The following is a 14,735-nucleotide window of genomic DNA, read 5'->3' on the forward strand; positions in this document are numbered from 1 at the left end:
CACCACTCACAAACTCGATCTTGCTAAAAGGGGAGAAACTGTGTTCTCCCCTCATTTCCAACGATAAGCTTAATGAATTATAGCTATGGCTACGATTGCCAAGTCTGTAATATCTACCTTACCGTCTTTATTGACATCCGCTTTGGCATTCCAACCGTTTTGACCAAGTTGCTTGCCATAGCTTGCCGAAACAATAGCCAAGTCCCCAATGGAAATGTTTCCATCTCCACTGACATCTGCTGTTATTTTGTTGTTTTCAAATGCCTGAACTGCCGCTGCAAGCGCAGCTTTGGCATTATCCACCTGAACCTGAGTTGCATTCGGATCATTAGCTGTTACAGTCGCGTTATCGATGTCAGACTGAAGGATTGCCTTTGATCCTGGCAAATACTGACCATCCATATTTCCTTCTACTGCAGCATCATGCTTAGCTTGAGCACTTGTAATTAAGGCATTCAGTGATGTCTTATCCACCGGTACTGCAGGTAAAATAATTTGTGTGCTGGAAGCGGCTCCGTTAATTAGCAATTCGCTTCCTTGACCGTTAGCAATTGTAAAACTGCTTACACCAAAGGCTGTATTTGTAACTTCGGTTACGGCTTTGGCGGTAAAGTTAAATTTCAGTAAATCTCCTTGAGGAACAAATCCATCAGGGTTTGTGCTTGCAAGAATAAACTGAACATGTCCGGGAACTGTCTCTTTTTGGTCGATGACTTGCAATCCGTTAACAAGTGAGGTCACCGTACCCAGCTGCATATTCACAGCATCATAGGTAAGCGTCAGCTCTTGAGCATTTATAAGTTGGAATTCACTTTGTGTAACGCCGCTCAATCCCATCGTCAGATCCAATGTATTTCCAGCCATTACCTGTTGCCCACTGGTAAGGGTAGCCTGAGGCGATACTGGAATTTCCGTCTTTGTTACGGTTACGTTTGCAGTGCCTTGTGTAGAGTTACCCGCTTGATCCGTTACAGTAACTTGAATGACATGTGCCCCGAGCTGCCCCATCCAATTAAGTGAGGCTCCTAGTACATAAGGATTTCCATCCACCGTTACGGTCTGAGAAGCAACGTCAGATAAATTGTCTCCGCTTTGTAAATCAAGCGTAACTGTTTGGCTATCCTCGAATTCAGCGCCGTCCGCCAACGGATTTCCGTTCGCCATTATCGTGAACGTAGGTGCCGCATTATCGGACTTAACGATAATGGATTTAACTTCTTCTACTTTCCCCGATTGATCCGTCGAGTGAAATTGTATTTCATAAATTCCGTTGCTAAGCGCAATTGGTAAAGCGTATGGAATGAAGCCACTTGTTGATTGCGTTCCGTTACCGCTTTGCACGACAGTCAGCTTATATTCGGTCGAAGCAACGCCGGAAACGTCATCCGATGCTTGGAGTGAAGCTGTTACATCCGACTTATACCAATCATTTGCTCCAGCTGTTCCTGTTACTGTTGCAGAGGTAACTGGTGAAGCGGTATCCAGTTGCTCTATTAGTCCTTCTCTTGCATAAAACAGATTGCTATTTGCTTCGCTGATCTGAGCCTCTGTTGCATTAGCATTCTCAAGCACTTGTGAAGCCAATGTAAGCGCCGTCTGAAAAGCACTCCACGTTTCATTTGAGTAATTGCCTTTTACAATTGTCGAGGAGTCATCATAAAAGCTCTGTAAAATAGACTTATTATCGGTTTTCATGGGTGCAAATACTTCCACTTCAGCAAGAGCCAGTTCATTTTGGCCGGTTAGCTGAATTTTGACATACCTGCCGCTGGCGCCGCCCGCATTGACGGTTGTACTTGGATTCGGCTGTGTTGTCTGGTGGTTCGACCAAACTACATCTTGATTCTGGTCCAGTAGCAGCACATTATAGTCATTCAATCGATTGCTGCAGCAATCCGTTCTGTTGTAAATGTTAATATTGCCTATATTGTAGGAACTACCCAAGTCTACCATCCACCAAGCCCTAAGTTCATTATTCGTGTCTGAAACAGAATTCGCAGTGAAAACACCATTCGTATTACCGTCGACTGCTCGGCTTGCGACTGGATTTCCAGTTATCGAATATGTTGAGCTCTGAGTCGCCGTTTTGTTCAGAGCCAAGTTCGTATTCGCATCGGTCACCCTTACTGCTTGATCTACACCGAACAACTTAAACTCACTAATTTGCGGGAGTGCAGTTGCAGACGCAATAACCAATCTCATCTTCTGAGTTTCCACAGTTGGGAAGTTAACCTCTAGGGATTGTCCGATTGATGTTCCGCTAGCGATATCAGTCCATTGAGTTCCTGTATAATACTGGATTTTATATTGGGTTACAGCGTTACCAGTTTCATGAATAACCGCTCTGTTCACCCTAGACGGTCTTGAATAATCCATTTGTAGCCAAGCGCCCGCAATTTTCGTTGGTTTCCAGTACGTTTCCATTGCTCCATCATTCGCACTAGCGCCATTCACTTGCACTGTATAATTGACATTTACGCCTCTATCATCCGGGATAACCACAGTCTCCGTAGTTCCGGAATCTGCAGATGCTGTTGCTGTCATAGAAAGGTTGGCATCTGAAAATACACTAAACTCCTTGATTTGAGGATTATTTAACGAATTAGTAATATAAAGCCTAATCTTATTACTTCTGATGTTGGGGAACAATATTTGTTTTTTGGAACCTATTGTTGTTCCAGCTTTAATATCTACCCAAGCGTCTCCTTGCAAATATTGCAGCTTATATTCTGTGATTTTTTTGCCTTGCTCCAATATTTCTACACGGTTTACATCGGTTTCATGATTAAATGTTACTTCCAGCCAAGAGTCGCTTCCGCCATCTGCAGTCCAAACGGTGGCTTCATTGCCATCAACAGCATTGGCTGCCAAATCTGTAGCCAATTCGCTTGAAGCTGCCGCAGTGCTTCCTTTTGCAGTGTTGACAGGGCCTGCTTCAATCTCCTGTGTTGCTGCTGGGACTAGGACATAGGCTACCTTTGCAGGTGTATTCAAATGAACTTTTCCATTTGTTACATCAATTCTGTCGATATACGACTTGCCTGATTCCGTAAGCTCATATCTGTCTACTTTAGTAACTCCTGCCCAAGATGTTGGAAGCACCCAATCTCTATTACTTCCACCTAGACTATAAACATGAATCTTCTGTGCAGGCTCCTTCAGATCAGGAATAAATCTGTCGGTACCGTCCGCAAATACTACATTACCTTGCGTTACCATAAATTTATTGCTTTGCGTCTTATCAAGCTTTGCATAGATGTCATTGCCCCATCTTACGGCAGTCATTTGAGCATTGTCGATATACTCCATTGCAGACTGCTTTTGCAAAAATGCGTTCAAGTATGTGTACATATAGAAATCATCGACAACAACATTTGCAAACATATTAAAAGTCTGACCTAAATTCCCGGAACGGCTTGCAATTAGTCCGCTAAATAATTGCGCTTGGGAAGTTGAACCAATATGATAGGAAGAACGACCTGCCGCAACGAAATCATCAATTCTAGAATTGGCGTTGTCTCTATATTTATTGCTGAATTGACCGTTTCTCAGATGTGCAGGCTGATATCCCTCCGTGGCGATATTGATTCCGTAATCGGCGTAGGTTTTAATAATATTTGCCACTGCCCATGATTCGTGTACGCCGTAAACACCGTTATAGGGGCTCGGATTATCCCACATCTGGTCATTATAAAGCATTTTAGGGGCCGGCATGCCTTGCGTAGTAAAGAAGTTATTCATCCGTGCTGGCGTGTTTCCGGCCACCCAATCCAAAAAGTAGGATTTATTATAGAACGTATGTTGACCAAAAACAGCGCTATACCCATTTAAACCCCCGCTGCCATTACGAGAAATAACTTTTGGATCGTAGGAATCCGCTTGGTCAAGGGTGAGTTCTTGATTTAAGTGGTAGGATACATCTCCGCCATAATTACGCATATCATCCTGTGCTTTCAACATGGCCTGCATACCGCCTGCACCTGGACTTACCGGTTGCGCCCAATCTCCCCATCTCCAGTCATGCCCGTGCTGCTGCCATCCAGCCACGGCGAATTCCGTAGGTGAACCTTCTGTTTGATAGTAGATTTGTCTCAATTGAGGTGCAAAAATAGAATACCTTGATCTTACTTCAGAGCTGGTTGGGTTATTCGGGAACGTGCCATGAACTTGCTGCCATGATCCACCTGCCGCATAAATATCCGACATGCCTTGCAATGGTTTTGGCAATTGATCTCTAACCCAAAGGGCTCCATCCTGCCAATCAACGACGCTATTGGTATTTGTATCACCGCCAATGTAAGTTTTACTTTCAAACAAGCGTCCTGATAATACACTAGTTTCAGCACCTAGCGTTGTTCCAGCTGAAGTATTAGGTTTATAAGCAAAACGATAATAGTATTCTCTCTCATACAGGCCGGCGTGCTTTACGTTATTAAATGTTTGTACCTTTACCTGTAAGGGTGTATCAAATAAATTATTGTATACGGAGCCTACAATTTTATCCGTATATGTAAATGCCCATGAACTCCAATCCGTACGATTTGTTAGACTGCTAACTGCAGCTATATTATCTCCGTTTACTTCGCCTTGGTAGTTATTGTACATATCTGGATCATCTTCATATTCGTATGCTATTTTCGCATTTGCCTGATCGCCCCTTGCCCTAATTGTAGGAACATCAAGCTTGAGGGACATTAGGAATGGTTCTCCGGGTCCGGTAATACTTGTTATTTTCTTTACAAGTTCATTCCCTTCGAGTGAAAACTCATACGCAATATTAACTCCACCATGAAAATCGGGCACACTCAATGTATAGTTAACTTTCTGAGCACCCGGGGTAAATGATGTAACATTTGCAGGATATGATTTTCCAACTGGGTTTACACTATCCGTGATATAGGTAACATGATCTGTATTTGGATATCCTCCATAGAGAGATCCTCCGGTTGATTTCAACTCATAATTAAGCGCTTGAGGGAAGGTCTTGTCTACAGTAACCTTAATTTTATCATTATCTATTACATAGCTATCTGCAGGTGCATTATCATCTGGAGCAGGTGGATTATCTACTACTAAATCATATACTTTAAGATTATCGATGTAGTTTTCAGATTGTGACCAGAGCATAAAGCCTACTAGACCCGCGTGCGTAGTTCTTGTGCCTGGAAAGTTGGCGTCAGTTATCAGCTGATCATCTACATATACGCGATAATTTTCATTGTAATACGCGATACGCCACTTCTGCCACGTGCTTGTTTTAATCTTTCCATTAGGAGAAACCGTATTGTCAGCTGCAGTAAACCCAGGAGGCTTGGATCTGATTCTCATCGTGCCAGCATCCTGATTGGCCAACCAGGTATATGTAGAGGGTTCAACATCGTTTGCCGTATAATTGACTCCGAAAACATATCCGGATTTCTGTGCTCCATTAGGAGACGGCACTATTTTCATATCAAATTCTGCGATAGAATTTTTAGGAGCCACGGTAGAATTCGTATCTACTACAAAAATATTTGCGGCATTATCGGGTGCTTCATTGCCATAAACTTTGAGCGCCGTTCTTCCGTCTACGGTTGCTGTTGAAAAACCGCCATTAAGCGGAGTGCCGAAGTTGATCTGAGCTAAGCCGTTTGTATTATCCAGATCATTACTGTACTTTAACGCGCCTTTCTTATATAAATCTCCAATTGCTGCATTTGCAGTATTAACAATAAAAGGGATATAAGACATAGGTATGAATGCCGCTAGCACAAGGCACATGCTTTGTTTCAGAAGTTTTTTCCGTGACTTACTATTCATTTAATGACCTCCATAGTTAATGATATTAGGTCGATCGATTGGTGCTCATTTCAAATCTACATCCATTCCTACTTTACCCCTCAAAAAATTTAAGCATATCTCCTCCTTCTCATTCATGTAACCGTTTACACTAAATCTCGTCTAGTTTCGATTCGTCAGTTATTTGGTTATTGCGGATTGGATTACTTGACTCGCACACTGCCGAGAGATAATGAAGGCAAATTGAAATGCAAAGAAAAGCTGGGTGTATAAATAAACCAGAAGCAAAGCCTTCAGAACAATATTGAAAATGAGGAGAACGGTTAGTTCCCCTCATTTTCAATAATCAGTTTAATGAATTATAGCTTTGGCTACGATTGCCAAGTCTGTAATATCTACCTTACCGTCTTTATTGACATCCGCATCGGCATTCCAGCCGGACTGACCAGGTTGTTTGCCATAGCTTGAAGAAACAATAGCCAAGTCCCCAATAGAAACAATGCCATTTCCATTGACATCTGCTGATATTTTTTTGTTTTCAAATACTTGAACTGCCACTGCAAGCGCAGCTTTGGCACTATCCACCTGAACCTGAGTAGCATTCGGGTCATTAGCTGTCACACTCGCTGCACTGATGGCCGACTGAAGGATTGCCTTGGATCCTGGCAAATACTTCCCATCCATATTTCCTTCTACTGCAGCATCATGCTTAGCTTGAGCACTTGTAATTAAGGCATTCAGTAATGTCTTATCCACCGGTACTGCAGGTAAAATAATTTGTGTGCTGGAAGCGGCTCCGTTAATTAGCAATTCGCTTCCTTGACCGTTAGCAATTGTAAAACTGCTTACACCAAAGGCTGTATTTGTAACTTCGGCTACAGCTTTAGCGGTAAAGTTAAATTTCAGTAAATCTCCTTGAGGAACAAAACCATCAGAGTTTGTGCTTGCAAGAATAAACTGAACATGTCCGAGCACTGTTTCTTTTTGGCCGACGACTTGTAATCCGTAAACGAGAGAGGTCACCGTACCCAGCTGCATATTCACAGCATCATAGGTAAGCGTCAGCTCTTGAGCATTTATAAGTTGGAATTCACTTTGTGTAACGTTGCGGAGTCCCATCGTCAGATCCAATGATTCCCCAGCTATTACCTGCTGCCCATTGGTAAGGGTAGCCTGAGGCGATACAGGAGCTGGTGATACTGTCACACTGATACTTGTTGTCAGTGCCACGTTATTCGGATTTGCAACTCCGTCAGGCAAAGTTACTGTTCCGTTCACGGTGAACGTCTGCCCTGCTTGTGATGACGGATCATAGGATGAAGCATACAAAGCCCATGTCACATTGGCAGTCAGGCTTTCCTTATCAGTTACCAGTTCGACGGTTGCTGGCAAGCCGAGATCTGCTGCCGTCTTCGCCGTTCCGTTTGCAACTCCAGTGACGGATGCTGGCGCTGTTATTCCTATAACTTTTGACATTACTGGAACTGTTTCCTTTAATACGATAAGTACGAACGTCCTTGTGTCCGAAACCGTACCTTTGGTGATCGTTGCTGTAAGCCTTACAGTCGCATCAGATTCGGAAGATAACGGACGGGTCACCTTACCATTCGCGTCGATAACAGATGTAGCGTCACTGCTCCAAGTAATAATTGTCCCGTTCGCACCGCTCGTTATCAAATTAACGTTTTGGGTTACACCTACTTCGCTGTCACCTTCCGCGTAGCCAATCGCAAGACTTGCTTTATCCAATGCGACTTCTAGTGGAACGACCGCGAACGTCGCCGACACCCCGCCATAGATCTCAAACTCTTTCAATGTGACCTCATTAGTTGCGCTAATGGTTTTATATTTGACATATCGACCTGTCGCGCCAACGGGCAAGATAGATTCGTGAGTGTCCTTTGCCTCCTGTGTCGAATACACGGTCGTCCAGCTGCCAGCTATACCGGTGTCGGAAACTTGTATCTCGAACGCGCGCATACGGTGGCCAATGCCGGCACTCGTTTCCTCGTACAGAATAACGGTGTCAAGCGGTTCGGTTTGCCCAAGGTCAACAATCAGATCGGATGTGTTAATGTTTCCTTTCGATGCCCACCGGGTACCCATGTTTCCGTCCACAGCCTTGCCGGGTGCGTAAGTAGCTCCCCAATCAAGGATGGAACTGGAAGCCGTTTTATTCAGCGCCAGATTCGTGGATCCATACTGGTTGAAGGTCCCCATGCTGCCAACCGGCAGATCGTTCAGGAACAGCTGCGCATTCAGGCGGATGGAGCCGGCTGTCTCCAAGGTCAAAGCACCGATATACTTCGCGGAGGCGGCGGTCGGCACGCTGCCGTCCAGCGTGTAACGGATCACATATTTGGAATCCTTGTCTGAGGATTCCAGGGTCAGCTTATCTCCCACACCTATCGGTTGGCGGCTGGGGGTGATCACCGCAGACAGCTTTTTGGCCTCCACCGGTGCGGTAGGCGATGAGGTGCCGGACGGGGTGACCGCCGCCACCATGTAGTAGTAGTTATTGGAACCTACAGTCACGGTAGTATCTGTATATCTGTTGGTGCTCACGGGGTTGAGCTGCTCATAGCCCGTGCCGTATAAAGTGCCGGCAGACTGACCGGAGGCTACGGTCTGAAGTTTCTGGCGGTAGACCACATACTGCGTTGCGCCTGGAGTATTGTCCCAGGTCAGTTCGATGGCCGCATCACCAGTGCGGACGGCCTGCACATTCTGAGGCCGCGCCACTTGAGCCGTGACTTGGCCGGGCAGGTTCGAGACGGTGTACACACTACCCTTGATGGTCTGGAAGGAAATCCTGTCATTAGAAATCCTTTGGACGGTGGCGCCAGAAACGGTGGCGCTGCCGATACCGGGATATTCTACCTCACAGACGCCGCCGGCGCGGGAAGTAATGGTCATGGCCGATAGTTTTGAGCCAGTCCAGTCCATGTCAAAGACGAAGTTACCTCTGGCAACCAAGCCCCTGACACTACCGCTGGGCCATGCGTCAGGTAATGCGGGCAGCGGCTGGATGTAACCCAGTTGGCTCTGCAGCAGCATTTCCGCAACGCCGGCGGTGTAAGCGTAGTTGCCCTCGATCTGGAATATATATCCTGCACTGGCTAATGAACCACCATGGGTACCGTGGGAATCCAGCAAGTTGTTCATAATGCCGCGGGCGTTTTGTGTTAAAAACGACTGCACCATGCGGTAGGACTTGTTGCCTTCCATGGTTCTGGCCCAGAGGTTCAGACGGTGACCCTTAGACCAACCGGTCGTGATCTCGAAACCGCGCTGCTCCAGAGAAACCTTGGCGGCGTCCATGTAGGTCTGGTTTTCCTTATTGATCAGATTGCCAGGATACATGCCGATCAGATTGGAAAGGTGACGATGCACGTCCGCGCCGCCGGCATTGAAGTTGTAGGCTTTGCTACTCCCAATGTAGCCGATGTTTGTCTCGTCATACCACTCCTTGATCTGGCCCTGATTGCCGATCTGTATGGGTTTGAGACCATCCATCTTCTCCTGCCATTCAATGCGTAGATCCTCATCCACGCCGAGGATCTTGGAGGCCTCGATGGTCTCCTTGTAGAGCTGCCAAACCAGCGACTGGTCATAGGTGGCGCCGATAGAGGTCGGGCCCTGCTCGGGGGAAATCGAAGGAGAGACCACCCAACGGTTTTGCTTTGTGCTCCAAATCAGATAGGAGTCCCAGAACCTGGCCTGCTCGCGCATGGCCGGATAGATGGTCGAACGCAGGTACTCCACATTGCCGGTGAAGCGATAGTAGTCATACACATTCTGCAGCGCCCAAGGCGCGCCGCCCATGTTCCAACCGTACTCCTGACTGCCGCCGGGGGCGGTCAGGCCGAAGGGGTTATTCTGGGTGTGGACAATCCAGCCGTTTTCCTCACCGGGCCCACTGATTACGCCATGAGAATTGGCGGCGGTGACACGGCCCGGCTCGCGCAGGGAGTCCACGTACTCCACAAAGGGGACGCCACTCTCAGCCAGGTTGGTGTTGTACACCGGCCAGTAGTTCATCTGGACGTTGACGTTAAAGTGGAAGTCACCGCCCCAGGCCATGCTGCCTACGCCCCACATACCCTGGAGATTGGTGGGCAATGCGCCCTGGCGGGAGCCCGCGATAGTCAGATAGCGTCCGAACTGGAACACCATCACATCCAAGATTTGGTTGAAGTTGCCCTTGCGGTACTCGCCAATCAGCTCGTCGGTGGGCACATTGGCCGGGGCCGCGCCTACATCCAGGCTGACACGGGAGAATAGCGAGTAGTAATCCTCGATGTGGTGGTTGCGCAGCGCCTGATAGCCCATGTCCATTGCCTTGTCCAGGTTGGCTGTGATCTCCGTATGAGGATCCTCACCACGATAGGTGGGATAGTCATTCTTGTAGTCGGTACCGGAAGCCATTACGAGGGTCACAGCATCGGCGTTGCGCACCTGAATGGTTCCAGATGAGGTCGCATTTATGGTACCGCCCGTGGTCATCACACGGATCTGGCCCTCATATTTCAAACCGTTGTCCGAAAGCGTGCCACGCAGAGTGATGGTGTTATTCAAAGCGGTGATCGTCGCACCAGACTGCTGGCTGGACGTACTGACATCAAAACTCTGCTTGCCGTTGTTGTTGGAACTGAAACGGTAGACTTGCACCTTGTCGGGGTAGCTGGCAAAATACTCACGACGGAAGGTATCGCCGCCGTACTGGTAGGAAACCGAAGCGATACCCGTGTTGAGGTCTAGGTCGCGGACATAGTCAGTGGCCGCGGCATCCGTATGACCGGCGGGCGCGAAGTCCACCCAGAGGTCAGCAAAGTCCTGATAGCTGCCTGTGCCGCTAAGGTTGCCGAACATATCGCTGACATTGCCTCCGCCATTGTTGAATGTTTGGCTTTCCAGTGCAGCTTGATTGTTTTTGACAGTATCCTTCGACATTGGCGTGCTCCGATTGCCGCCATTGTAGTTTCTCGACGGTGCCGGGCCGCCGGTCCAGAGGGTCTTTTCATTGAGGTGGATCCGATCCTTGGCCACGCCGCCAAAGAGCACGGAGCCAAAGAATCCGTTGCCGATTACAAGGCCTTCGGTTTGCCAGTCCTTGACCGGCTGTCTGTACCACAGGCGCATACCGTTTCTGGCAGCCGCTTGCTCAGCCTGCCACACCAATGTGGGCTCGGATGAATACGTATTCTGCGCATCCTCCCGCGCCAGTGCTGTAAGATCCATGTTCAGCAGCATGGAAACCCCTAGCAGCAGCGCCAGGATACGCGCGGATAGGTGGAACCTTCCGTAGATTCTACTTGCATTGTTCATGATTGTACCTCCCTCAAAAAATTAATGTTTTCTTCGTTTTTCTCGCTATTACACATGTTTTCATCTTTGACGCACAAAGCGCACGCCCGCGAGCAGCTCGAAACGGCATTAATTCAGAGCATGTACGCCTGGAAAGCGTTTCTCAATCCCTTCCATTTGAACTAAGGAATTCTACAACTGGTCTCCCCCTAATCCTTTCTTTATATGAATCAATTATATAGGGGAAATGGGTGATATTAGGTTTGTTTTCTTCCTCAAAAAAGTTGAATTTTATCTCTTTCTTGGCGTGTAAAAGTAACGTAAGACGGGGGGATTACTCCCCCAGACTCCTAATCAAACCGTGCATGCGATTTCCCGTACACGACTTTCCTTCGCCAATTCCCCATTTTCTGGAGTGAGTCATCTTCACCTGTCACCGGGCTGCGTATTTCACAACTGAATTAGAAACGTGTGGTGAGTATCATCGTATAAAAAATCGTGAAATTCGGACAACGCTTCTCGGTACGATCAAATACTGAATTCTGCGATGCAGATTAACCAACTGAACCTATAATGCTGAAGAAGACACGTGGCCAAAAACAAAGGAGTTAAGCACAGTCAAACCGCTTAACTCCTTTGTTCATTTACATATTCGTTTTTTTGATGTCGGATGTGTCCCGCCAACTCTTTAATTGTTACTTGTGGACAGCCTCTCCTTCTTTTGCAACTTTAATTCAGTAAAATTGCACTGGCTACGATAGCCAAGTCTACAATGTCTACCGTACCATCTTTGTTGACATCCTCGTTACCAGTTTGGTTGCCATAAGCTGCGGAAACTAGCGCTAAGTCGCCAATCGTGACGCTTCCGCTACCGTTAACGTCTGCCACTATTATACTGGCACTAAATACGTTAATTGCCACTTGTAATGCGGCTTTTGCACTATCTACCTGCTGCTGAATAGCATTTGGATTGCTTGCTACCGCATTAGCTTCATCGATCGCCAACTGCAACTTCGCTTTCGAGCCCTGTACATACAGTCCATTCTCGTTACCTTCCACTGCTGCATCGTGCATTGACCGAGCATCCGTAATAATGGCATTCAGCGCTGATTTATCTGCCAACGGTACCGTAATTTGAACTTTGTACTCGGATAAGCTGTTTAATAGCGTTTCAGTGCCGCTTCCATCAGCGACATAAACATTGTTCAAGGAAACAGCGGAGCTGTTTACCGGTTGATCAAGCTGTTTCGCCAGGAAGTTCAGTCGTAGAGTGTCCGTAGTGCCTGTAACTACGTTATCCGTCGCTGCCATCAGAAACCTTACGCTTCCAGGGGAAACGGTTTCTCCCACCACTGAAAATCCGTTTACGAGTGACATCGCAGACACAAATTGCAAGTGCGTCGAATCAAAATTAACAGTCAAATCCTGAGCGTACACGTTCGCTGTGACATTTGCCAGGCTGTAAGTCAAACTTAGAGGTTGACTAGCCTGTACGGTTGCCGGACCGCTTAATTTAACACCTTGTTGCGAACCCATCCATTCTAGAACAGCCAGAACCGGTCTATGATCGGAAGCGACATCATCGTGGATGTCTTGTGCACTGGCTACCCGCCATTGATTGTTCTTGCCATACATCACATAATCGATTTTTCCACCCGAATTTGTCGCATCAGTAATTCCAGCCGTTGCATCGGTCCAAGTGTTCGTCAAATTCATTACCGCTTCTGTGTCCGGTGTTGCATTAAAGTCACCGGCTAAAATATACGGATTAGTGGTGGCGTAATGCTCTATAATTTTATTGGACTGAGCCAAATTTAAGCTTGCTGACGACCATTCAAGGTGTGTGACCGTAAAAGTAAACTCAGGGAGTTCGTTCTGCGGCGTGATCATGGCTGTTAAAGCAACCCGCTGCTCAGCACCACCGCTATTTGGCAAGAGAATCTTCTCCGAAGAGGTAATCGGGAATCGGGAAAGGAGCGCCACTCCGTATTCTCCTCCAGATAAATCAATTGCTTTTCCGAAGATGACATTCATACCTGTCAGCCTGCCAAGTTCTGCCGCCTGGTTTATGTTTCCACTTCTTGGAACGTTTACATCAACTTCTTGAAGTGCAACGATATCTGGATTCATAGTTTTAATTACATTCGCGATACGATTCAAATTCAAAATACCATCCGTTCCAACGCCATGATGAATATTATAAGTAAGGACCCTCTGCCTTGGAGCAGTTACCGCCTCTACGGTAACAATACATTCTGCCTCAAAGGCTCCTTCCACCGTAGTCACCGCTATTTTAGCACTGCCGGGACTTTTAGCGGTCACCACTGTCTTACCGCCAATAAGCTCTACTTTAGCCACTGTCTCATCACTGCTTCTCCAAGTAACATTCCTATTCGTGGCGCCCGCTGGAAGCAGGGTGGCTGAAAGAATCTCCGTATCTCCTGCTTTCAGTGATAATGAGGACTTATCAAGCTGTACGCCGGTTACAGGCTCCGGCTTTATATCGTAAACTCGGAATTCGAATAAGGAATAGCCATAATTCGTTGCACGTTGCGTACCCTGCATCTTAATGTATTTGGCATTGACATTCGGGAAGTTGATCTCGTCTGTCCCGCCGTCTCCAGTGGTGGTGGTGTAAACATCCAACCAATTGATGTTATCGCTGGATACCTGAATCTTATAGCCCCTGCCATATGCCGCTTCCCAGTTTAGGATCACTTTGTTTACGCTATAAGTCTGACCAAGGTCAACGGTGATCCACTCAGGATTCGTGTAATTGCTGGACCATCTTGTCGTTGCGTTGCCGTCAACCGCCTTATTAGGGGCAAAATTAGCCGTTTCGTAGGAAGACGCGGTAGTGGTTTTATTCAAGGCAAGATTCAAATCTGCGGCGGCAGCTGACGAGAATGACGTCATTTGAATAAAAAAAGTTAAAACCAACGACAGCATTAGATAAATGTTAAGTGCTTTCATAAAATATTTGTTCATTTTTTCGGTCACTCCTTTAATAGTATCAGCTGGAAAGGCGCAACGATTTCTAAGCGGACAACTAAAATATGCCCCCTCAATTCGTTTCATACTAAATCGAGGGGGCTTATTCTAGTTGTGATTTACAACCTACTGTAAAATTGTTTTGGCTACTATCGACAAGGTTTTGTTTCTATTTTTTTTGTTTTTCGCTTTCCCTCCCTTATCAATTATTCTTCTTGAATACATTCTTGCTGGCCATGGCTTTTGGGGATTTTCTCATTTACATGTCCTCCCTATAATTTTTCCTGAACATCTTTCACCTCAATCATAATAATTTTTGTTGCAGACAAACATTGAATAAATCACTGTAAATGGTTAAAAAAGTATTGTCTTTATGTATGTTTCAATGAAAAGAGGGACGCGGTCAATTTATCTCGGACAGATCACTTAACCCCACAGCAATCAATCCTGTGGGGTTACATCTATTTCCATACTTATCTCAAAGTTTTTAATGCGCCGCTCCAAGCAATCACTTGATCGAGCATCGCGTTCACGTTGCCTTTATGCAGATCAGCTGGCTTGAACACGGAGAAGTTTTCGAAATCTTTGCTTTAGCTTTTCTAGAAAAAATCTGTCCAATCTGTCCAAAGCCTTGATACATAAGGAAAAATGTACTTAGT

General features: G+C 46.4%; 3 protein-coding genes and 1 pseudogene. All 4 read right to left on the reverse strand.

Annotation, left to right across the window (positions count from 1 at the left end; genetic code table 11):
• Nucleotides 1-69: 69 nt before the first annotated feature.
• The gene (locus tag AC58PQ_RS08590) at nt 70-5,799 is read right to left on the reverse strand and encodes a galactose-binding domain-containing protein (RefSeq protein WP_497241548.1); all 5,730 of its coding nucleotides are present in this window, start codon (nt 5,797-5,799) and stop codon (nt 70-72) included.
• Nucleotides 5,800-6,129: 330 nt separating this feature from the next.
• On the reverse strand, nt 6,130-11,106 hold the full coding sequence (locus AC58PQ_RS08595; protein WP_497241549.1) for a glycosyl hydrolase family 95 catalytic domain-containing protein: 4,977 nt from the start codon (nt 11,104-11,106) through the stop codon (nt 6,130-6,132).
• A 708-nt stretch (nt 11,107-11,814) separates the two neighbouring features.
• A complete protein-coding gene (locus tag AC58PQ_RS08600) occupies nt 11,815-14,073 on the reverse strand; it encodes a discoidin domain-containing protein (protein ID WP_497241550.1) in 2,259 nt (752 codons plus the stop codon).
• A gap of 476 nt (nt 14,074-14,549) precedes the next feature.
• Nucleotides 14,550-14,660, reverse strand: a pseudogene (locus AC58PQ_RS08605) (NADPH-dependent FMN reductase); the annotation flags it as partial.
• Nucleotides 14,661-14,735 lie beyond the last annotated feature (75 nt).

It is taken from the genome of Paenibacillus sp. J22P143, assembly GCF_059692035.1.